Raw genomic sequence first — 21,142 nt, 5'->3', positions numbered from 1 at the left:
GCGATGCGCACGATGACCCCGGGCCAGGCCGACGAGATCAGGGCCGCACTGCTACGCGCCGAACGCCGTACGGGCCTGCGTTTCGCCGTCTATGTCGGCCCGCCGCCCGGTCCCAGACGGCACTACGCCGAACGGCTGCACGCGGCGATGGACGAGGAGTCCGCGCACGCGGTGCTGGTCTATGTGGACCCGTCGAGCAGGGCGCTCGAACTCGTCACCGGCGAGGGCGCGAGGCGCAGGCTGCCCGACGGCGCGTGCAGGCTGGCCGCCATGTCGATGGCCACCGCGTTCAGCTCGGGCGACCTCGTCGGCGGCCTGCTGCACGGCATCGCCGCCCTGGTGGGACAGGCGCGCGCATCGACCGCGTGAGGAGGTTCAGGTCTCCAGCAGGAGCTTGGCGACGTGCGCGCTGATGTCGGCGAGCAGGGCGGACGGCGCGATCGGCGCGTCGGCGACGGCGGAGAACAGCGAGGCCAGACCGGGCAGCGGGAACCCGTCTTCCACCCGTGCCTTGGCGCCCACCGGGTTCTTGTCGAGCGCCGAACGGCTGCGCTGCCAGGCGTCGAGCACCTCCTCGGGCGAGGGCACGCCGAATCCGTGGCCGACGGGGGCCGCGTGGCGTAGCCGTACCAGGGGGGTCTCGGCGAAGGCCAGGGCCGTGCGGGCGCGGACGCCGAGGCGGGCGCGGGGGTCGGCGGGGATCCAGTCCATGGCGGTGCACGGGGTACGGCAGGTGGCCACGCAGACGGCCAGGGCTCCGGCGACCTGGCTGTGCTGGCGGTCGAAGTAGGCGCGCCAGCCTTCGGCGGGCTCACCGGCGACCCTGAGCGTGCGGTTGGTGGCCGACTGCTCGGACTTGGTGTGGTCGCACTCGCGCTCGCCGATGACGCCGAACCTGCTGCCTTCGGCGCTGAGCCCGGCGGGCCAGCGCGCCGGGTCGCCCGCATGGCCGAGCTGCGGCTCGAAGGCGAGCAGCGGGAGGTACTCGCTGGCGATGTGCACGGCCGCGATCATCGGGCTGAGCTCCCTGCGGTGCCACCGGATGGCGATCACCTCAAGAAGCAGCGCGTAGGCGGGCCTGAGCGACTCCAGGGCCCCGCGCGGCTGCTCGCGCGGGGTCTGCGGCATGCTGCACGCGCGTGCCCTGCGCTTGATGTCGCTCGGCACGGCCTTGGCCTCGGCGGCGAAGTCCTCGGCGTCGAGCGACAGCACCCGCTGGCCGAACTCGCACACCAGCGCCACCTCCTCGGTCGGTGCGAGCGCGCCGAGGTCGGCGAACGCGTACCTGCGGGCGAGGGCGACGTACAGGTCGCGGGTCGATTCCACGTGATCACTCTCTCACGACGAGCTCACGGCGAGGGAAAGCCGGTGTGTCTGCCGATATCGTCCCCGTGACCGTGTGCCTACGCTCGGCTCATGATGATCACTGCGCTCGCGGCCCTGGCGCTGCTCGCTCCCGTGGACAGCACCGTCGAGCTGAGGCCGACCTACGACGCCTTCGTCCAGGAAGGGAGCACGAGGGACCACTCCACCGCCCGCGAGCTGAAGATCGGCTTCAACGGGGAGAACGTGCTCCGCTCCTTCCTGGCGTGGGACACCACCGCGCTCGCCGGCAAGAAGATCACCTCGGCCACGCTCAAGCTGTGGAACCACCACTCCTGGTCGTGTCAGCCCCGCGCCTGGCAGGTCTGGACGACCGCCCAGGTCTCCTCCGCCACCCGCTGGCCCGGCCCGGCGCTCACCGACCCGCACGAGGTCTCCGACGCCACCACAGGGTACGGCGAGGGCTGCGCCGACGGCTGGGTGGAGGCCGACCTGCGCGAGGTGGTGCAGGCCTGGGCCGACACCAGGGCCCAGACCGGCTATGTCGGCATCAGGGCGAGCGACGAGAAGGACACCTTCGGCTGGAAGAGGTTCGCCTCGTCCGAGACCGGTGAGCACGCTCCCATCCTGGTGATCACCCACGAGTGACGGACGCCCCTCAACCTTCGGCCGACGCCGGTGACACGGTGGGCTCGGGCGTCGGCTCCTGGGTGGGCGGCTCGGGCGTGGGCTCGGCCGGATCGGGCGAGGGCTGCTGAGGCGAAGGGGTGCCGTGCGCGGGCTCCTTCGTCGGCGGCTCGCTCGGCGCCGGAGTGGGACTCGCCGACGGCGTCGCCTTCGGACCGCGGGGCGAGGTCGTCGGCGCCGGGCCCTTCGTCTGCCCGGCGCTCGGCGCGGCCGAGACGCCGATCTGCTGCGGCTGCACCGGTCGGCCGGGCCTGGCGCCGGGCTCGGTCGTGCCCGCCGTGGGCACGCTGGTCTCGGCGATCGGCTGCACGGCGCGCTGACCGGGCACGATGACCGTGATGATCTCGGGCCTGACCAGCACGACGACCAGGGCGGCCACGGTCGCCAGCACGGCGACGACCACGCTCACCGACACCGTGAGCGCACGGCGCCGCACCCGGAAGGAGCGCTCGGCGCCGGGCGCGACCTCGGGCGACTCGACGGCCTGCCTGGCCGCCTGCGCCATCAGCGCGGCCGACTCCCACCGCTTGTGCGGGTCCTTCTCCAGCGCCTTGGCCACGACATGGCGCACGGCGGCCGGCACCTCGGGCGGCAGCGGCGGAAGCGGGGCGTTGAGATGCTTGTAGATGATCTGGATCGGCGTGTCGCCGTCGAAGGGCAGCCGTCCGGTCAGGCACTGGTAGGCGACGACGCCGAGCGCGTAGACGTCGACGGCGGCGCTCGGCTCACCGGCCGTGGCCTGCTCGGGCGCGCAGTAGCCGACCGTGCACACCATCATGCCGGTCGCGGTGAGCTGGTCGCCCGCGACCGAGCGCGAGATGCCGAAGTCGGTCAGCGCCACCCCGCCGCCCGCCCTGACCATCAGATTGGCCGGTTTGACGTCACGGTGCACGATGCCCTGCGCGTGTGCGGCGGCCAGGGCGTCGGCCACATCGGCGACCAGTCGCATGGTGGCCGTGGGAGCGAGCACATCGTCGCGCAGCAGCCGGTCGAGCGAGTCGCCCTCGACATACTCCATGACCAGGAAGCTGACCTCGCGCCCCTCGCCGAGCGAGCACGACCCGTAGTCGTAGACGTCGACGACGCCCCGGTGGCGCAGGGTGGCCATCGCACGTGCCTCGTGCTGGAACCTGAGTGCGAACCTGGGGTCCTCCATCAGGGCCGCGAGCAGCACCTTGACCGCGACCGTGCGACCGAGCACGGTGTCCTCGGCCCGCCACACCTCGCCCATGCCGCCGCCGCCGAGCCTGCCCTGCAGCAGGTAGCGGTCGTTGAGCCTGGTCCCCGCATCGAGCACCTGCAAACCCCCTGGCTAGGCCCTTGGTCGAGGCTAACACCGGGGCTTCGGGACCGAGGGGTGGATGACACAAATCTGTGACCACGACGTTACACCGTGTGAACATGACAAGGCGTGACGGTAAACGCGGCAAGCCCCCGCGGGGACCGGCCCTGCGGGGGCTTGCCGAGAGCTGCGGGGGCTAGGCGTGCGAGGCGTCCTTGGCCCTGGCCCTGAGCGCACGGCCGATGCCGTCCGCCCCTTCGAGCAACATCCTGCGCAGGGCCTGCGGCGGCTGCGAGGCCGCGATCAGGTCCTGCGTCTCGGCGACCGTCAGCGGGTCGATGACCAGCGAGGGGTAGCACCCGACGGCGAAGCTCTGCGCCGCGTCGAACGTCCACTCCTTGTAGACGCGGCCGACCTCGGCGAAGTAGCGCTCCTTGAACGGCTGCAGCAGGTTGACGTGGTGGGCGTCCTGGAAGCCGCCGATCGTCGCACGGAAGATGGCGTTGGCCAGCTTGCCGCCGGTGATCGCGGCCCAGGCCGCCTCCTTGCCCTCGGCGGTCGGGATGGCCGCCCTGCACATGGCCGCCGAGCGCTCGCCGCCCGCGGTGGCGTCGCGGGCGAGCTCGGCGTCGATGTCGGCGCCGCCGAGCACACCGCCCGAGACCAGCGCGTGGGTCAGCGTCCAGCGCAGGTCGGTGTCGACGCTGAGGCCCTGCGGCACGGCCTCGCCGTCCAGGATGGCCTTGACCAGCGACAGGTCCTCGGCCGTCGTCGCGCCGGCGGCGAAGGCGTTGACATAGGCGAGCTGGTGGTCCGACCCGGCCTCGGCCGAGCCGAGAAGCTCGCGCAGCGTCGCCGACAGCAGCGCGAAGCCCTGCGGGCGCCAGGCCGGGTCGGCGTACTGCTGCAGCGCCTGACGGGCCTGGCGCAGCACGGTCTGGGTGACGGTGATGTCGGAGACCGAGCCGATGCCCGAGGCCACGAGCTTGACGTAGTCGCGCGTGGCGAGCTCGGCGTCACGCGTCATGTCCCAGGCGGCCGACCAGCACAGCGCACGCGGCAGCGAGTCCTCGAACTCGGTGATGCCGCCGTCGACCAGCGTGGCCAGCGAGCGCTCGTCCAGCCGGATCTTGGCGTAGGTCAGGTCGTCGTCGTTGATCAGTACGAGGTCCGGCTGCGTCTCGCCGACCAGCGCGGTGACCGCAGTGCGCGCTCCCACGACGTCCAGTTCGACCCGCTTGGTACGGCGCAGCACACCGTCGACCCGCGAGTACAGGCCGATCGCGATGCGGTGCGAGCGCAGGGTCGGGTAGTCGGCGGGCGCCTCCTGCAGCACCTCGAACGAGGCGAAGCGGCCGTCGGCGTCGAGGGTGAACGACGGGCGCAGCGTGTTGACCCAGGAGGTCTCCAGCCACTCCTTCGACCACGACGACAGGTCGCGGCCCGAGGTGCGCTCAAGTGCGGTGAGCAGGTCCTTGAGCTCGGTGTTGCCCCAGGCGTGCTCGTTGAAGTAGTCGCGTACGCCGGCCAGGAAGTTGTCCAGGCCCACATAGGCGACGAGCTGCTTGAGCACGCTCGCGCCCTTGGCGTAGGTGATGCCGTCGAAGTTGACCTCGACGGCCTGCATGTCGGGGATGTCGGCGGCGATCGGGTGGGTGGAGGGCAGCTGGTCCTGGCGGTAGGCCCAGGCCTTCTCCACATTGGCGAACGTCGTCCACGAGCCCTGACCCCAGCGGGTGGCCTCGGCCTGGCACAGCACGGAGGCGTAGGTGGCGAACGACTCGTTGAGCCACAGGTCGTCCCACCAGCGCATGGTGACCAGGTCGCCGAACCACATGTGCGCCATCTCGTGCAGGATCGTCTCGGCCCTGCGCTCGACGACGGCGTCGGTCACGCGGGAGCGGAAGACGTAGTCCTCGAGGAAGGTCACGCATCCGGCGTTCTCCATCGCGCCCGCGTTGAACTCCGGCACGAACAGCTGGTCGTACTTGCCGAACGGGTAGCGGACGCCGAACACCTTGTGGAAGAAGTCGAAGCCCTGCCTGGTGATCTCCAGGATGTTGTCGGCGTCGAGGTACTCCCCGAGCGAGGCCCGGCAGTACACCCCCAGCGGGATGCCGTCGTGCTCGGCGGTGACCTTGAAGTACGGGCCGGCGACGAGTGCGGTGATGTAGGTGGAGATGACCGGCGTGGCGGGGAAGTGCCAGCGCTTGGCCGCCTGGAGCAGGCCGTGCCTGCCCTCGTGCGCCTCCAGCTCGTCGACGGTGTCGGGCGCGGCGTTGGAGACGACCTCCCACTCGGCCGGGGCGAGCACGGTGAGCTCGAAGGTGGCCTTGAGGTCGGGCTGGTCGAAGCACGCGTACATGCGGTGCGCGTCGGCGGTCTCGAACTGGCTGTGCAGGTACACCTTCTGGTCGACCGGGTCGACGAAACGGTGCAGGCCCTCGCCGGTGCGCATGTAGGCGGCGTCGGCGTCGACCCGTAGCTCGTTGTCGGCGGCGAGGCCGGGCAGCGGGAAGCGCCCCTTCGCCTCGTCGTAGGTCGTGACGTCGAGCTCGGCGCCGTTGAGCGTCACCGACCGCACGTGTGCGCCGTGCAGATCGATGAAGGTCGTCGCGCCCGGCTCCGTGGCGCTGAAGCGGACGGTCGTCACGCTTTCGAACTGTTCGTCACCCTCGGTGAGATCAAGTTCGACCGCGTACGACTCGACCTTCAACAGCCGGGCCCGCTCACGAGCCTCGTCACGGGTCAGGTTCCCTGCCAAGATCCGCTCCTATCAACCACAACGTCGGGGATGACCAAATCCTCCCATGTCCGGGCAAACCGATTTCGTTTCCCGGAATAGGCATGACTCTCACCCAGGTTATGGCCCACGGCAAGGTCGTCACGAATGAGGAAGCCGACATATGACAGAGCGCACACCCGTAGACCTCTGGTTCGACCCGTTCTGCCCCTATGCCTGGATCACTTCCCGCTGGCTGCTGGAAGTGGAGAAGGTCCGGCCCATCACGCCGCGCTGGCACATCATGAGCCTGAACGTGCTCAACGAGGACAAGGAGGTCCCCGAGGCCTACCGTGAGCTGATCGCCAGGGCGATCGGCCCGGTCCGCGTCGTCGCCGCGGCGGCCGACAAGTACGGAGACGAGGTCGTGGGGCGTCTCTACACCGAACTCGGCACCCGCTTCCACACCCAGGGCGCCATCCAGCGGCTCGACGACCTCGAAGGCACGGTCGCCGACGCCCTCGAAGCCGCGGGCCTCGACCGCGGCCTCGTCTCGGCCATGGAGTCGGAGGAGTACGACGCCGCCGTGCGCGCCTCCCACAACGACGGCATCGACCGGGTCGGCCAGGAGGTCGGCACCCCGGTGATCGCCGTCGAGGGCGTCGCGTTCTTCGGGCCCGTGCTCACCCCCGCGCCCAAGGGCGAGGACGCCGGGCGGCTCTGGGACGGCGTCAAGACCGTGGCCAGCTTCGACTCCTTCTTCGAGCTCAAGCGCTCGCGTTCCCGGCCGCCGATGTTCGACTAGGCCTCTGACGTGGGTAGATCCCCCCGGTGGGGCAATTCGGGGGGATCGGCGCCTACCTGTCGCTGAAGCCGCGCGGCGAGCGGATGCGGGACACCATCTGGTTCGTCCCGCTGCTGATGATGCTGCTCGCCTACGTGGCGGCCAGGCTGACGGAGGACCTCGAACAGTGGCTGCAGACCAGCGGCCTGTACGAGCTGTTCACGACCGACGAGCTCAGGGAGCTCGACCTTCCGGCCGATCCCGAGGAGCTCGCCGACTTCAAGGACGGCGTCAAGAGCAGCCTGTCCACCCTGACCAGCGCGCTCATCGCCACGATCGCCCTGCTGCTGTCGCTCACACTCGTCGCCGTCCAGCTCGCCTCCTCCCAGCTCGGTCCACGCCTCATCGGCGACTTCCTGCGCAACCGGGTGGTCCAGCTCACCATCGGCCTCTATCTGGGCACCTGGATCTTCGGCAACCGCATGGTCAGCTCGATGAGCAGGGGCGTCTACACCCCCGCGCTCGGCCTGCTGGTCACGCAATTGCTCACCGGGGCCTGCCTGGTCATGCTGGTGCTGTTCGTCCAGGCCGTGGTGAGCGAGGTACGCATCCCGGTCGTGCTGCCCAGACTCATCCGCGAGACCTCCCAACTGCTGCACCGCGACTTCGAAGGCGTGCCGGTCGAGGCCCCCGCCAGGCCGGGTGTGCCCGTGCTCGCCGCCAGGACCGGGTACCTGGACCGTGTGTCGGCCGGACGCCTCGTGCGATGGGCGGCCAGGCGGGACGTCGTCGTCACCCTGGCCAGGCAGCCCGGCTCCTTCGTCATCCAGGGCACGCCGATCGCCACCGTGTGCGCCGGGCCGGGCCGGCCGGAGGTCGTGACGCTCGGCAGGCGCGAGGTCAGGGCCTTCGACCGGTGGATCACGCTGTGCCCGTTGCCGCGCACCGGATCGACGGTGATCGGGCCGGTCAATCGCATTGTGGAGATCGCCCTGCGGGCCATGTCGGCGGCCATCAACGACACCAATACCGGACTGGCCTGTGTCGAATGGCTCGGCGAGGCATTCCGGTTGCTCATTCCCATTCCGGAGGCGGCCGAAGGGCATCTCGACAGGCGTGGGCGGCTACGGCTGGTCACCTGGCGCACCGACACGGCGGCGCTCGCCGAGCGTTCGTTCGCGACGATCAGGCTTTCGGCTCAGGACAATGCGGCGGTGCTTGTGAGAATCCTTCGAGTTTTTCAGGATTTGGGGCATCTCCCGCTAACGGCGGCGCTTCGCCGTACCCTTCTGGCAGAAGGTGATCGGGTCCTGGCCACCGCGGTGGCGCACGTACGCACCGAGAGCGACGTGCGGGCGGTCGAGCAGGCCCACCGTGTCATGCGCCGTGCCCTCGTCAGGTGACCGGCAGGCGCGCAAGGATGGGGGACATGCGCCAGCTGTACGTCAACGGGGCGTGGACGGCTTCGGTATCGCGTGAAGGGGTCGACGTCGTCAATCCCGCGACCGAAGAGGTCGTGGACAGGGTGCCCGCAGGTTCGCCGGGCGATGTGGAGGCGGCGGTCGCGGCCGCGCGGGGCGCCTTCGAGGCCTGGTCGGGCACGGCTCCGGCCGAGCGGGGCAAGTTCCTCGCCGCCGCCGCCGGGCTGCTGACCGAGCGGGCCAACCAGATCGCGGCGACCATCGCCACCGACATGGGAGCGCCGATCGCGTTCGCGCTCGACGTGCACACGCTGATGCCGATCGGTGTGCTCACCTCATACGCCCAGCTCGCCGAGAGCCATCCGCGCGAGAGCCGTGTCGGCAACTCGGTCGTGCTCAAGGAGCCGGTCGGGGTGGTCGGGGCGATCACGCCGTGGAACTACCCGCTGCACCAGATCGTCTGCAAGGTGGCTCCGGCCCTGGCCGCCGGGTGCACGGTCGTGCTCAAACCCAGCGAGATCGCGCCGCTCGCCGCCTACGCGCTGGCCGAGGTCCTGCACGAGATCGGGCTGCCGCCCGGGGTGTTCAACCTGGTCAGCGGCAACGGGCCGGTCGTCGGGGAGGCCATCGCGGCTCATCCCGAGGTGGACATGGTCTCCTTCAGCGGCTCCACCAAGGCCGGGCGCAGGGTCGCCGCGCTGGCGGCCGAGAGCGTCAAGCGGCTGACGCTCGAACTCGGCGGCAAGTCCGCGGCGCTCGTGCTGCCCGACGCCGATCTGGAGGCGGCCGTCAGGGCGGGCGTGGCGGGCGCCTTCCTCAACAGCGGTCAGACCTGCTCGGCGCTCAGCCGCATGATCGTGCACCGCGACCAGTACGACGAGGCCGTGCGCCTGGCGGGCCAGGCCGCGCGCGAGTACGTCGTGGGCGACCCCTTCGACGCCGCCACCAGGCTCGGCCCGCTGGTGTCGGCCGCCCAGCGCGAGCGTGTCGTGCGCTTCGTCAACAGGGGGCAGGAGGAAGGCGCCAGGCTCATCGTGGGCGGCACCGACCGGCCGCACGAACGCGGGTACTACGTCGAGCCGACCGTGTTCGCCGGGGTCGAGCACGGCATGGCGATCGAGCAGGAGGAGATATTCGGCCCCGTGCTCGTGATGATCCCCTACACCCGCGAGGACGACGCCGTGCGCATCGCCAACGGCACCAGGTACGGCCTGTCCGGCGCGGTGTGGGCGGGGAGCGCCGAACGGGCCGTCGCGGTGGCCAAACGGCTGCGCACCGGCCAGGTGGCGATCAACGGGGGTGCGTTCAACCCGATGGCGCCCTTCGGCGGGTACAAGCAGTCCGGCGTCGGCAGAGAGCTCGGCGAGCACGGCCTGCGGGAGTACCAGGAGGTCAAGTCCCTGCAGCTGTGAGCCTTCCGCGGTTCAGGGGTCCGCCGCGGTTCAGGGGGTCTGCAGGAGGACCTGACGTGCGGCGTCCTTGGCCAGCCTGTCGACGTACAACATGCCGTCGAGGTGGTCGACCTCGTGCTGGAAGCAGCGGGCGAGCAGGCCGCGCGCCTTCAGCCTGACCGGGCGTCCCAGCTTGTCGAACCCGGTGACGCTCACGCCCGCCGCCCTGGGCGTGGGCGCGTACAGCGGGCGCATGGTCTCGCGCGAGGGCACCGACAGGCAGCCCTCCTCGTCGAGCACGACCGCGTCGTCGTCGACGGTCAGCGTGGGGTTGACCACGTGCCCCTTGCGCCCGCTGCAGTCGTAGACGAACAGCCGTCGCGACACGCCGATCTGCGGGCCGGCCAGACCGACGCCGTCGGCGTTGTACATGTGCGTGAACATCTCGTCGATCAGGCGGCGCAGATCGCGGTCGAACTCGGCGACGGGCTCGGCGGGCGTGCGCAGAACCGGGTCGCCGATGAATCGGATCTCACGCATGAGCGCTCTTCTCCTCGACGTGATGTAAGGGCTGGTAAGGATTTGCGCCCATTACTTTATCCCGGGTCGCGGTCCATCGTGCCATCAAGACCTGCGAAACTGGGGTCGTGCGCGTCTACATCGGTGCCGACCATGCCGGCTATGAGCTGAAGAACCACCTCGTCACCTGGTTGAAGGACCAAGGCCACGAGGTCATCGACTCCGGTCCCTTCGTCTACGACGCCGAGGACGACTATCCCGCCTTCGTCCTGCGCGCCGCCGAGGGCGTCGCGGGCGACTCCGGCAGCCTGGGAATCGTCATCGGCGGCTCGGGCAACGGCGAGCAGATCGCCGCGAACAAGGTCAAGGGCATCCGTGCCGCCCTCGCCTGGAGCGACGAAACCGCCCAACTCGCCCGCGAACACAACAACGCCAACATCATCTCCCTCGGCGCCCGCATGCACCCCCAGGACGACGCCACCCGCTTCGTCTCCGTCTTCCTCGCCACCCCGTACTCCGGTGCCGCCCGCCACAGCCGCCGCATCGCCCAACTGGAAACCTACGAAACCATCGGCCAGCTTCCCCCGCTGTAGCCCTCCTTTACGTTCCTTCACGGCAGGCCATCCCCAGCCCACCGTGGTCACCGCCTGGCCGCCGTCCATCACGCTTCTCCAGCGGGACTTCGGCTGGGCGGGGGGACGTCGGGGGTGTGGGGGCGTGGAGTGTGGTCGGGTGTGAGAACCCGAGGCGTCGACGCGTTAGGTGATCGGGCTTGGCGAGACGAAAGCGGCGTGTTCTGCGGTCGGGCTTGGCGAGACCAGGGCGGCGTGTCACGCATCCGGGCCTGAGGGGATCAGGAGGGCGCATCGTGCGGTCGGTGCGAGGAGTCCGAGGGGCGGCGATGTGTCATGCGATGGGGGCTTGAGGAAAACGATGGGGGCTTGAGGAAAAGGCCAGGGCGACGACGCCGCATCGGCCGGGCTGTGAAGGCCCGGATGTGGGCGGCTTTCGGAAGCGCACGGCTTGCGGACGTGGACGATGAAGGCCCGAGACAGGTGATGTCCGGAAGCGGACAATTCCTGGGGCCAGCACGATAAGCCCCAGGCGCGCGTCGCGAGCCCGGACGGCCGCCGCCTGACCCGGCGGCGACTCCCTAACCCCCTACGACGACACAACTCCCTACGACGACACCCGTGCCCTACGAAGGCGGCGGTGCGGGTCGAGGGCACGGTGGGGGAGGCGTGGGGCGGTCGCGGTGGGGGAGGGGCTTGGGCTTGGGGTCGCGTTTGGGGGACTCGTCGCGCAAGGGACGGCGGTCGGCGGCGTCCTGCTGCTCCACGGTTGGGCGGGAGACGTCGCGTGCGCGCATCGCGGTGATCGCCGTGATCTGCAAGCTCTGCAGTGCCATACCGTCACCCTAGAACACCCTCGCCCGAAACGCCCCTCCCCAGTCGCTCTGCCTTTGAGTACCCGGAACCATGCGTCAACCACAGAGCCGCACTCGCGCAGGCACCGCGCGAGCCGTTGTCATTGGGCGGGCGGCCCCCATCCCGCTGGGAACTCGTTCAGCAGCCCAACGGAATGCGGTGAGCGTCAGGCGCAGCGCCACGTTCGTTCAGGTCGCGCGAAGGGGCGATGGCGGGGCTGCTCATTCCGCTGGGGACTCATGAAGCGACCAACGGAATGCGGCAGACGTCAACCACGGCCACGCGTTCGTGATGCGAGGTGTCGTTGGAGGAGTGGCGCATTCCGTGAGAAGGGCCTTCAGAGCGCCCGGCAAATGACGACAGTCGTCAGCGCCGCGCCCGCGCAGGGGAGTCGGCGGCGTTCTCGGGCACCGTCGCCAGGTGTCAGAACACCAACCCCGCCCAAGGCTTCGGGTTCCAGGTCATGGCTGTGTCCAGGGTGCGCACGGCGCCCTCGGTGTGCTCCTGGAGCAGCCCGGCCGCCTGGACGGCGCCCAGACCGGCCCGTCCGAGGTAGGCGGCGCCGAGGGCGCTCACGGGCAGGGAGATGTCGGCGGGCTCCTCGGTTCGCTTGCAGGTTGCCGATGTCGTGTCGGCGGACAGGCGCCAGCGGCCGGTGTTCCAGGGGCAGATGTCGTCGTCGAGTTCCAGGACCACGTCCACGGGGGCGGCGTAGGACCTCGCGGCCAGGCCTTGCTCGACGTCGACGACTCGGATCCACAGTTCGTCGCCCCATCGGGCGTTGACCTGGCGAGGTTCGGCGAGAAGGTCGAGCAGGGGGTCGTCGACGGGACGGCTGCCCGCGGTGATGAGCGAGACGAGGTCGCGGTCCAGGACGCTGCGCCACAGGGCGGCGTATGCGGCGGGATCCTTGGCGTGCAGCTCGTTGAGTTTGAGTTCGCCGTTGGGCACGCCGTTCTCGTCCCAGCCGGGCTTGACGCGGAACAGGGCGTAGCCGCGTACGCCCTGGTCGTCTTCGGCGAGGATCGAGCGGAGGTTGCCGTTGCCGTGCTGGTCGTATTCGGCGTCGCCGAGCACGGCGTCCCAGAAGCCCTTGTTGCGCTCGTAGCGGCCGGGCCTGTCGGCGGCGACGGCGGCGAACAGCGCCTCGTACTCGGCTCTGGCGTCGGCCGGTTTGACCACGCGCAGCCGGAGGGCGGGGTCGTGCGGGGCGTTCCTGACGAAGGCCGAGCCGTGCTTGGGGATGCGGAAGGACAGCTCGTCGGCGGCTCTGCCGTACCCGAAGCGTCCGTAAATGCCGGCTTCCGAGGCGTAGAGGGCGGCGATGGACTCGCCGCGTTCGCGGATGTCGGAGAGCTGGCGGCGCATCAGCGACGACAGGATGCCGCGCCGACGGTGTGAGGGCAGGACGCTGACCGCCGTGACGCCCGCGACCGGGATGGGGCCGCCGGGCACGGCCATCCTGAAGGTGTCGATGCCGGTGACGCCGACGATGAGGTCGCCGTCGAAGGCGGCCAGGGTGCGGTCGTACTCGGTGCCCGCCTTGTGGCGTTCGTTCTGTTCGGGGGCCAGGGTCCAGTTGAAGGCTTCGCCGAGTACCGCGCTGTAAGCAGGCCACTCATCGGTCGAGATCGGACGGATCGGGTAGGTCATCCCTCCAGGGTAGGAGCGGGCAAAGGGGAACGGCCATCCAATATCCCTGTTTAATGATCAAGGCGTTGGTCAAGTGGGCTGCCCAAAGGCGGGATAGACCGATACAGTCGGGGCCATCATGAGTTCCCGTCCGGCGCCGCTGATCCCTCCGGGGCTCCGTGCGCTCTTGGTACGGGTGCCGGGTCTCGTGCCCGTCGTCAGGTTCCTGCGCAGAGGGCCGCTGGCCCGCGACCGCAATCTGCTCATCACGCTCAGCCTGCTCGCCCTGCTCATCGGCGGGCTCGGGGCGCGCGTGGACATCGAGTGGTTCTCGCCTTCGCTGCTCGTCCTGGTGACCCTTGTGGGTGGCCTGCAGTTACGGCTGCGCAGCCTGGCCAAACTGCTCGTGGCGGTGATCGTCGCACTCGTCTACGTTGGAGCGGTCCGAGGACTGGGCGCGATCGGCGTGGGACTGATGGTGACGATCGGGTTCACCACCGTGCTGGCCGTGCTCATGGCGCGTACCCGGGGCAAGCTGGGCGTGCAGGGGTTGCGCGGCGACGCGATGCTGCTGGAGTTGCGCGATCGGCTCAAGAGTCAGGGCGAGCTCCCGCCGCTGCCCAAGGACTGGGGCGCCAAGGTGGTGCTCAAGCAGGCGGGCGGCTCCTCCTTCGGCGGCGACTTCCTGGTGTCGATGCGCCAGGAGGAGATGGTGGAGATCGCCCTCGTCGACGTGTCAGGCAAGGGCGTCGACGCGGGCACCAGGGCGTTGTTGCTGTCGGGCACGTTCGGCGGGCTGCTCGGCTCGGTCGACGACTTCCTGCCCGCCTGCAACACGTACCTGCACAGGCAGCGCGGCGACGAGGGGTTCGTCACGGCCGTGCACGTCAGGCTCAATCTGCGGACGGGCGACTACACGATCACCTCGGCTGGGCATCCGCCGGTGGTGAAGTTCGACTCGGGCACGGGCAACTGGCAGATCGCCACGGCCAAGGGCGTCGTGCTCGGCGTGGTGCCCGACCTGCACTGCGAGCCCGACAGCGGTGTGCTGCGCAAGGGCGACGCGCTGATGCTCTACACCGACGGCCTGATCGAGCAGCCCGGCCGTGACATCGACGCCGGCCTCGACCGGCTGCTCGGCGAGGCCGAGCGTCTGCTGCCGTCCGGGTTCCGCGACGGGGCTCGTGCGCTGGTCAACTCGATGTCGGCCGGGCACAACGACGACTGTGCGCTCGTTCTCATCTGGCGTCCCTGACGCCTTCTCCTGCCGGTCGGCCTTGGGGCCTGCGCGGTTGTGCGGGCCGGTGTGCGGATCGTGACGAATCACATGGGTGACCCTGTGTAGTCGTTCATGTACTTGTCGTGAAGGTGCTCACTGGCGACGGTGGTGGTGGCCTGCGATTCTCAATACAGCCAACCGCAAGAAATCCGAAGAGCTCCGTACACGAGCGGAAAGGAGTAGAAATATCGTGGATAAACAGTACGAACTCTACTGTCTTGCCGATCCGCTCTTCTATGACTCGCCGCTTGTTCGTCAGCCGGGGCAGCGTGAGGGAGCCGCTGCCGGGCTCGACTTCGAGCAGGCAGGCCGGGCGCAGGCCGCAGGCTGGAGCAGGGGTGAGTGCGGCGACTGGGTCGTGCATCGGCCGCTCGATGTAACGCTTCCTGAGCTGGGCTGGACGATTCGTGTCTCGGCTGCTCCCGGCGCGGCCGAGCGAATTGTCGACGAGGTCTGGCGTTATTGCGGCAGCCAGGGGATTGCTTTCGCTTTTCTCCGAGGAAAGCACGTTCTGCATGTACGTAATGCGGGAGGCGTCGACCGGGAGGCCGGGAAGGCCGGGGAGGTCGGGGGCGAGCTTGTCGCGATATTTCCGGACGAGCAGCGGTTCGAGCGCACGCTCACCGAGCTCGGTGGCCTACTCGATCCCGAGGCGGAGCCGTGCGTGCTGGGCGACCTGCGCATCGGGCACGGCGTACTCCGCGTCCGCTACGGCGGCGTCGCCGACCCCGAGCGTGAGGGAGTCGCCGTTGATGCGCCCGGATTCCTGCGCATCCGTTCAGTGACCACGGTTGACGTCAAGGCCCGTTCCGTGACCACGGTTGATCTCAAGGCCGTAGTCGCATCCGAAGCCAAGGCCGTTCCCGCAGCTGAAGCCCTGGCCGAAGCCGTAGCCGCGCCTGAGGCCGAAGCCGCAGCCAAAGCCGCCCCCGCCCTGCCGTACTCCATCACCAGCGTCCTCCCCCACGCGAGCGGTGCCGTCTACCTGGCCACCGACGAGCGCACCGGCGGGCGTGTGGTGCTCAAGGACGCGGGGCACGGCCGGGAGCGTGACGTCCTGGCCGCGCTCGACGGGCTGGACGTCGTACCCAGGCTGATCGGCAGGCACGGCGTGGGCGGGCGGCACTTCCTGGCCATGGAGCACATCGAAGGCGTACCGCTCGACCGGATGCTCGCCGAGCGGTACGCGCAGGCGGTGCGACGGCCGAAGCAGGAGCGCGCGGGATACGCCGACTGGGCGATGCGCGTGTGCGCGGAGGCCGAGCAGGCGCTCGCGCAGCTGCACGAACGCGGCTATGTGTTCGGCGACGTGCACCCGGCAGGCCTGATCGTGCGCCCGGACGGTCGCGTCGCCCTTGTCGGCTTCGGCGTGGCGGCCCCGACCGAGGGGGCGACGCCGAGCGGGCGTGCCCGTCCGGGGTTCGCCGCGCCCAAGGGCGTCACGGGGACCGACATCGACAGGCACGCGCTGGCCTGCCTGCGTCTGGCCGTGTTCCTGCCGGTGACGGAGCTGCTGCTCATCGACAGGTACAAGGCGGCCGAGCTCGCCGACACGATCCGAGACGCCTTTCCCGTGCCCGACGCCTTCCTCGACGAGGCCGTCCAGGTCATCACCGGTGGCAGGCGGGCCAAGCGGGTGCCGGGCGCGCACATCCCGGCGTGGTACTCCTCGACCCTGCCCGACCCCGAACGCTGGCACCGGCTGCGCAGGTCGATGTCGATGGCGATCCTGGCCTCGGCCACACCCGAACGCGACGACCGCCTGTTCCCCGGCGACATCGCCCAGTTCGCCTCCGGCGGGCTCAACCTGGCCCACGGCGCGGCCGGCGTGCTCTACGCGCTGGAGACGACCGGCTGCGGCCGATACCCCGAACACGAGCAATGGCTGATCGAACGCGTGCGCAGGCCGCGGGAGGGCAGCAGGCTCGGCTTCTACGACGGCCTGCACGGCATCGCCTACGCTCTCGCCCATCTGGGGCGGCGGGAGGAGGCGCTGGAGCTGGCCGACGTCGCCTCGCGCGGGCGCTGGGAGCGGCTCGGCACCGACCTGCACGGCGGCCTCGCCGGCATCGGGCTCAACCTGGCGCACCTGTCGGAGCTGTACGGCGACAGGCAGATGATGATCTCCGCGCTCCAGGTCGCCGAGACGGTCGCATCCCGGCTCGGCGGCGTCGGCGACGTGCCGCGCGCGGGCCTCATGCACGGCTCGTCGGGGCCCGCGCTGCTGTTCCTGCGGCTGTTCGAACGGCTCGGCGACACCCGGCTGCTCGACCTGGCCGAGCTGGCCCTGCGCCAGGACCTGCGCCGATGCGTCACACAGGAGGACGGCTCGCTGCAGGTCGACGAGGGCGGCCGGGCCACTCCCTGCCTCGGTGGCGGCGGCGTCGGCCTGGCCTGGGTGTTGTCGTACTACCTCAGGCACCGTCCCGACGAGGAGCTCGCCATCGCGCGCAAGGCGCTCGACCTGGCCGCAGGCTCGCCGTTCTGTCCGCACTCGGGGCTGTTCACCGGCAGGGCGGGCATCCTCGCCTACCTGTGCCGGGATCGGGCGGGCGGCTGGGGTGAGGCCGACCCGCGTGCGGAGGGGCAGTTCGGCGCGCTGGGCTGGCACGCGCTCAGGTACCAGGCTCATCTGGCCTTCCCCGGCGAGCGCTTGCTGCGCCTGTCCATGGACCTGGCGACCGGCACGGCGGGTGTGCTGCTGGCGGTCGGCGCGGCCCTGCACGAGGAGGAGGCCACGCTGCCCTTCCTCGGCATGGCGGCGGCACACGGATCCGCGCCTTTCCTGGCGCGGGAGTTCTCACCGGTGGAGGTGTAGGGATGGCGATTCTCGACCCGCGGGCGAGGAAGGCCGAGACCCCTGGCGGCTACGGCGGCTTCGACAGCTGTCGCGGCCGGTGTTGTGGCGACGGCGGTGGAGCGGGCCGACCGGGCCCGCTGCGCTGCTGAAGCCCGTGTGACCCGGGTCCCGGGTGAGCGGCGCGGTTCGCTCGGGACTCGGCCATGCACCCTGCTTGCCGAACCCCTGGAAAGGCCGACCCCAAGAAAGGCTGACATGCGGGACGCCGATCGCCTTCTGGCCGGACTCGTCCGGCGGGCCGGCGGCTGGACGTCCTTACTGGCCGTGGCCTCGCTGACCACGGCCGCGGCCGAGCTCGCGTTACCGCTGACGCTCGGGGCCGCATTCGACAGCGTGATCGCCGGCGCAGCCGACCCGCGATGGTTCGCGGTGTGCGCGCTGGTGGTCGTCCTGGCGGTGGTGGGGGAGGTCGCGACCGACCTCAGCGCTGGGATCAGCCGGGTGAGCGTCATCGCCGAGCTGCGGCACCGGCTGATCCGACATGTCCTCGGCGCCGGACCGTCTGCGCTTCGACGGTTCGGCGCCGGGGACCTGATCACCCGCATGACCGGCGACACCGACGAGGCGGGCCACGCGCCCCCCGCCGCCGTGCTCGCCCTGACCTCGCTCGCCCTGCCGCTCGGCAGTACGGCGATGCTGTCCGCCCTCGACGTACGGCTCGGCCTGGCGTTCCTGGCGGGCAGCCTGGCGACGGCGCTGCTGCGCAGGGCACTGGTACGCGAGAGCCCGGATGCCGCCGAGCACTACCGGCGGGTGGAAGGCGTGCTCGCCCTGCGGCTGACCGAGGCGCTCGCGGGCGCCAGGACCATCGCCGCCTGCGGCACCCAGGCCGAGGAACGCGCCCGTGTGCTGGCCGTGCTTCCCGAGTTGCGCAGGCACGGCGACGGCAGGTGGCGGGCGGGCACCGGTGCCGCGGTGCGGACGGCGCTGCTGCGTCCGCTCACGCCGTTCGCCGTGGTCGCCGTCGCGGGTGTGCTGCTCGCCGGCTCGGCGATCTCGCCGGGCGATCTGGTGGCCGCCACGCGCTACGCCGTCGTGGGGGCCGGGCTCGGCGCCGTGCTCGTCCTGCTCGGCCGCCTGACCGGGGCCAGGAAGGCCGTCGCCCGCACGGCCGAGGTGCTGGCCCATCCCCGCATCGCCTACGGCACGCGCGACCTGCCAGACACCCCCGTCGACCCGCTGCCCGGCCGCCGCGTGTGGCCGATCCGCAACAACCCCACCCCCGTACGGCTGGCGCTCGGCAGGCTGGAGTTCGCCGGGGTGAGGGGCGGCGAGCTCGACGGTGTGACGCTCACCGTGCCCAGCGGGCTGAGCGTGGCGGTCGTCGGCGCGGGCGGCTCCCTGCTCGCGGCGATGGCGGGACGACTGGCCGAGCCCGATGCCGGACGCGTCCTGCTGGACGGCGTGCCGATCGCGGAGCTGTCGCGTGAGGCGTTGCGCGGGGCGGTCGGCTATGCGTTCGACCGGCCGGCGCTGCTCGGCCGTACTCTCTACGACCTCATCGCGCTGGGCCCGGACGGGCGGGCGCTGCCGGACGAGGGGGTGCGCGCTGCGGCACGTGCGGCCAGGGCGGATGCGTTCATCAGGCGGCTGCCCGACGGCTACGCCACGCCGCCCGCGCGTGCTCACCTGTCGGGCGGCGAGATCCAGCGCCTCGGCCTGGCCAGGGCGTTCGCGCACCCCGGACGGGTAGTGATCTTCGACGACGCCGTCTCGAACCTGGACACGGCGACGGAGCTGCAGGTCAGCAGGGCGATCACCGAGGAGCTCAAGGGACGCACCCGGCTCATCGTCGCCGGCAGGACGGCGACGGCGGCGCGTGCCGACCTGGTGGCCTGGCTGCGCGACGGCAGGCTGCACGCCCTGTCCGAGCACCGTACGTTGTGGTCTGACCCCGCCTACCGTGCGGTGTTCGACCCGCCGGGCGACACCGTCCCCACACCGCCGCGCCCGGCGCCGCCCGTGCCCGAGCACCAGGCGGAGGCGCCCACCGTCCCGTTCGCGGCCGTACGCGTGACGCCCAGAGGGCAGGCGCGGCGGCGGCTGGCCGTACCCGAAGGGGGGTGCCCGTGACGCGGGGGCCGGTGGCCGGGCTGGTCGGCGCCTCCGTCAGGCGGGACAGGCGGCACTACGTGGCGCTGCTGTGGTGGTCGGTGGTGGAGGCGTTGCCCGCGTTCGTCTCGGGACATGCCGCGGCCAGGGCGCTGGACGACGGGTTCCTCGTGGGGGCGCCGGTGGCGGGACTGGCGTGGCTCGCGGTGTTCGCGGCGGCGGTGGTGTGCGGGGCGCTGGCGGCAGGCCGGGTCGTGCCGCGCGTGGGCGCGATCGTCGAGCCGTTGCGTGACGCCCTGGTTCGCAGGGTGGTCGGCGGCACGCTGCACGCCGCTACGACGGGGGCCGGAACTCCGGCGAGGGAGATCGGCGGGGCCGCGATGGTGGCGCGGCTGACCCAGCAGGTGGAGCTGGTCCGCGACTCCTTCGCCGGTCTGATCATGGTGGTACGCGCGTTCGCGTTCACGACGCTGGGCGCGGTGATCGGCCTGGCGACCCTGGCGCCGATCGTGACGCCGCTGGTCGTGGCGCCGGTGGCGGTGGCCGTGGCGCTGTTCGCCTGGCTGCTCGTCGCACTGACGCCCAGGCGGCGGGCCCTGCTGCGGTGCGAGGACAACGTCGCGACCGCCTCGGCCGGTGTCGTGGCGGGTGTGCGCGATGTGGTGGCGGCCGGGGCCGACGAGGGCGTCGCCGCCATGGCGGACGCCGGCGTCGAGGCGCACGCCAGGGCTGCCAGGGCGGTGGTCAGGCTGAACTCCTTCTCGGCCGTCTGCCTGGCCGTCGGCGGCTGGCTGCCCGTGCTCCTGCTGCTGCTCGCGAGCCCCTCGCTGCTGCGCGGCGGCGTCACCACGGGCGCCCTGCTCGGCGCCACCGTCTTCGTCCTGTACGGCGTGCAACCGGCCCTGCGCACCCTCGTGCACGGTCTGGGCGGCTCCGGGGCCGGTTTCGTGGTCGCCGTGCGCGGGCTGCTGGACGCCACGCCGGTCGAACACGCGGCGCAGCCGGGCTGGGGCCCGCGTGAGGTGTGGCGGCACGGCAACGACGTGGTGGTCAGCGGCCTGACCTTCGCCTACGGGCCCGGCTCCGAGCCGGTCGTGCGCGAGCTGTCGATCGAGGTGCCCGACGGCGAGCACCTGGCCGTCGTGGGACCGAGCGGCATCGGCAAGTCGACGCTCGCCGCCCTGCTGACCGGAGTGCTGCAGCCCGGCAGGGGGGAGGTGACGCTGGCCGGGGCGCCGCTGGCGACGTTCGACCCGGTCGTGCTCAACAGGCGACGGGTGCTGGTCCCGCAGGAGGCCCACGTCTTCGGGGCCAGCCTGCGCGACAACCTGAGATACCTGCGCCCGCACGCCACCGAGGACATGGTCTGGGAGGCGGCGCGCGCGATCGGCCTCCCAGACACCGACTTCGACGCCTGGATCGACCCGGCGGCCACCTCACCGGCCAGGCGTCAGCTCGTCGCACTGGCCAGGGCCTACCTGTCACCCGCCCGGCTGGTCGTGCTGGACGAGGCGACCTGCCACCTGGACCCGGCGGCCGAGGCGCGGGCCGAACTGGCCTTCGCCGAGCGGCCGGGCACGCTCGTGGTGATCGCCCATCGGATGAGCTCGGCGCTGCGGGCCAGGCGGGTGCTCGTGCTCGACGGCGCGCGGGCGGTGGAGGGCGACCACGAGAGCCTGCTGGCCCGCTCGGAGCTCTACCGCGACCTGGTCGGGCACTGGAGCGCCTGAGTGCGGCACGGGGGCTACGGAGGCGCTGCAGGG

Annotated in this window: 16 protein-coding genes; 10 read left to right on the top strand and 6 right to left on the bottom strand. The window is 71.1% G+C overall.

From position 1 onward, the window contains the following. Positions 1-3 precede the first annotated feature (3 nt). The gene (locus ACTWNK_RS34305) at positions 4-369 is read left to right on the top strand and encodes a DUF5130 family protein (protein ID WP_474309060.1); all 366 of its coding nucleotides are present in this window, start codon (positions 4-6) and stop codon (positions 367-369) included. 6 nt (positions 370-375) lie between these two features. Here the strand turns inward: ACTWNK_RS34305 and ACTWNK_RS34300 are convergent, their stop codons facing one another. After that, positions 376-1,326: a hypothetical protein gene (locus ACTWNK_RS34300; protein WP_474309059.1), complete on the bottom strand. Its 951-nt coding sequence runs from the start codon at positions 1,324-1,326 to the stop codon at positions 376-378. 90 nt (positions 1,327-1,416) lie between these two features. Here ACTWNK_RS34300 and ACTWNK_RS34295 point away from each other — a divergent pair, with 90 nt between their 5' ends. Further along, positions 1,417-1,971, top strand: coding sequence for a DNRLRE domain-containing protein (locus tag ACTWNK_RS34295; RefSeq protein ID WP_474309058.1), 555 nt, complete (start codon positions 1,417-1,419; stop codon positions 1,969-1,971). 10 nt (positions 1,972-1,981) lie between these two features. Here the strand turns inward: ACTWNK_RS34295 and ACTWNK_RS34290 are convergent, their stop codons facing one another. Together ACTWNK_RS34290 and pepN are read right to left on the bottom strand one after the other, a co-directional pair. Then, the gene (locus tag ACTWNK_RS34290; protein ID WP_474311067.1) at positions 1,982-3,307 is read right to left on the bottom strand and encodes a serine/threonine-protein kinase; all 1,326 of its coding nucleotides are present in this window, start codon (positions 3,305-3,307) and stop codon (positions 1,982-1,984) included. A 181-nt stretch (positions 3,308-3,488) separates the two neighbouring features. Beyond that, on the bottom strand, positions 3,489-6,056 hold the full coding sequence (pepN, locus tag ACTWNK_RS34285; RefSeq protein WP_474309057.1) for an aminopeptidase N: 2,568 nt from the start codon (positions 6,054-6,056) through the stop codon (positions 3,489-3,491). A 142-nt stretch (positions 6,057-6,198) separates the two neighbouring features. Here pepN and ACTWNK_RS34280 point away from each other — a divergent pair, with 142 nt between their 5' ends. From ACTWNK_RS34280 to ACTWNK_RS34270, 3 genes are read left to right on the top strand one after another with little or no spacing between them, the layout of a single operon-like run. Beyond that, a complete protein-coding gene (locus ACTWNK_RS34280; protein WP_474309056.1) occupies positions 6,199-6,819 on the top strand; it encodes a mycothiol-dependent nitroreductase Rv2466c family protein in 621 nt (206 codons plus the stop codon). 26 nt (positions 6,820-6,845) lie between these two features. Then, positions 6,846-8,201, top strand: coding sequence for a DUF2254 domain-containing protein (locus ACTWNK_RS34275; protein ID WP_474309055.1), 1,356 nt, complete (start codon positions 6,846-6,848; stop codon positions 8,199-8,201). A 26-nt stretch (positions 8,202-8,227) separates the two neighbouring features. Further along, complete coding sequence (locus ACTWNK_RS34270; RefSeq protein ID WP_474309054.1) at positions 8,228-9,631, top strand: aldehyde dehydrogenase family protein; 1,404 nt, start codon at positions 8,228-8,230, stop codon at positions 9,629-9,631. 30 nt (positions 9,632-9,661) lie between these two features. On the opposite strand, the gene def is transcribed toward ACTWNK_RS34270, so the two are convergent. After that, on the bottom strand, positions 9,662-10,150 hold the full coding sequence (def, locus tag ACTWNK_RS34265; protein ID WP_474309053.1) for a peptide deformylase: 489 nt from the start codon (positions 10,148-10,150) through the stop codon (positions 9,662-9,664). 107 nt (positions 10,151-10,257) lie between these two features. Here def and ACTWNK_RS34260 point away from each other — a divergent pair, with 107 nt between their 5' ends. Then, positions 10,258-10,722, top strand: a complete 465-nt coding sequence (locus ACTWNK_RS34260; RefSeq protein ID WP_474309052.1) for a ribose-5-phosphate isomerase — start codon at positions 10,258-10,260, stop codon at positions 10,720-10,722. Between the two features lie 605 nt (positions 10,723-11,327). Here ACTWNK_RS34260 and ACTWNK_RS34255 read toward each other — a convergent pair. Together ACTWNK_RS34255 and ACTWNK_RS34250 are read right to left on the bottom strand one after the other, a co-directional pair. Then, positions 11,328-11,537: a hypothetical protein gene (locus ACTWNK_RS34255; protein WP_474309051.1), complete on the bottom strand. Its 210-nt coding sequence runs from the start codon at positions 11,535-11,537 to the stop codon at positions 11,328-11,330. Positions 11,538-11,979: 442 nt separating this feature from the next. Continuing rightward, entirely contained in the window at positions 11,980-13,209 is a 1,230-nt protein-coding gene (locus ACTWNK_RS34250; RefSeq protein ID WP_474309050.1) for a GNAT family N-acetyltransferase, read from the bottom strand. 118 nt (positions 13,210-13,327) lie between these two features. Here ACTWNK_RS34250 and ACTWNK_RS34245 point away from each other — a divergent pair, with 118 nt between their 5' ends. The 4 genes from ACTWNK_RS34245 to ACTWNK_RS34230 all read left to right on the top strand — a co-directional run bounded on the left by ACTWNK_RS34245 (position 13,328) and on the right by ACTWNK_RS34230 (position 21,109). Then, positions 13,328-14,443 carry a PP2C family protein-serine/threonine phosphatase gene (locus ACTWNK_RS34245; protein WP_474309049.1) on the top strand — a complete coding sequence of 372 codons (1,116 nt, stop codon included), beginning with the start codon at positions 13,328-13,330 and terminating at the stop codon, positions 14,441-14,443. Positions 14,444-14,657: 214 nt separating this feature from the next. Continuing rightward, positions 14,658-17,285, top strand: coding sequence for a class III lanthionine synthetase LanKC (lanKC, locus tag ACTWNK_RS34240; RefSeq protein ID WP_474309048.1), 2,628 nt, complete (start codon positions 14,658-14,660; stop codon positions 17,283-17,285). A gap of 237 nt (positions 17,286-17,522) precedes the next feature. Next, complete coding sequence (locus ACTWNK_RS34235; RefSeq protein WP_474309047.1) at positions 17,523-19,400, top strand: ABC transporter transmembrane domain-containing protein; 1,878 nt, start codon at positions 17,523-17,525, stop codon at positions 19,398-19,400. Then, positions 19,397-21,109, top strand: a complete 1,713-nt coding sequence (locus tag ACTWNK_RS34230; protein ID WP_474309046.1) for an ATP-binding cassette domain-containing protein — start codon at positions 19,397-19,399, stop codon at positions 21,107-21,109. The genes ACTWNK_RS34235 and ACTWNK_RS34230 overlap by 4 nt, the downstream gene beginning before the upstream one ends. The last annotated feature ends 33 nt before the right edge of the window (positions 21,110-21,142 follow it).

The organism is Nonomuraea sp. IBHARD001 (genome assembly GCF_056106265.1).
Note: the sequence above shows the minus strand (reverse complement) of the source record. Positions and strands in the feature narration are given on the sequence as shown.

Bases quoted from the DNA above. Each gene is read 5' to 3' on its own strand.
- ACTWNK_RS34255 (WP_474309051.1), bottom strand. From the start codon at position 11,537: ATGGCACTGCAGAGCTTGCAGATCACGGCGATCACCGCGATGCGCGCA.
- ACTWNK_RS34270 (WP_474309054.1), top strand. From the start codon at position 8,228: ATGCGCCAGCTGTACGTCAACGGGGCGTGGACGGCTTCGGTATCGCGT.
- ACTWNK_RS34235 (WP_474309047.1), top strand. From the start codon at position 17,523: ATGCGGGACGCCGATCGCCTTCTGGCCGGACTCGTCCGGCGGGCCGGC.
- ACTWNK_RS34305 (WP_474309060.1), top strand. From the start codon at position 4: ATGCGCACGATGACCCCGGGCCAGGCCGACGAGATCAGGGCCGCACTG.
- ACTWNK_RS34280 (WP_474309056.1), top strand. From the start codon at position 6,199: ATGACAGAGCGCACACCCGTAGACCTCTGGTTCGACCCGTTCTGCCCC.
- ACTWNK_RS34245 (WP_474309049.1), top strand. From the start codon at position 13,328: ATGAGTTCCCGTCCGGCGCCGCTGATCCCTCCGGGGCTCCGTGCGCTC.
- def (WP_474309053.1), bottom strand. From the start codon at position 10,150: ATGCGTGAGATCCGATTCATCGGCGACCCGGTTCTGCGCACGCCCGCC.
- ACTWNK_RS34295 (WP_474309058.1), top strand. From the start codon at position 1,417: ATGATGATCACTGCGCTCGCGGCCCTGGCGCTGCTCGCTCCCGTGGAC.
- ACTWNK_RS34250 (WP_474309050.1), bottom strand. From the start codon at position 13,209: ATGACCTACCCGATCCGTCCGATCTCGACCGATGAGTGGCCTGCTTAC.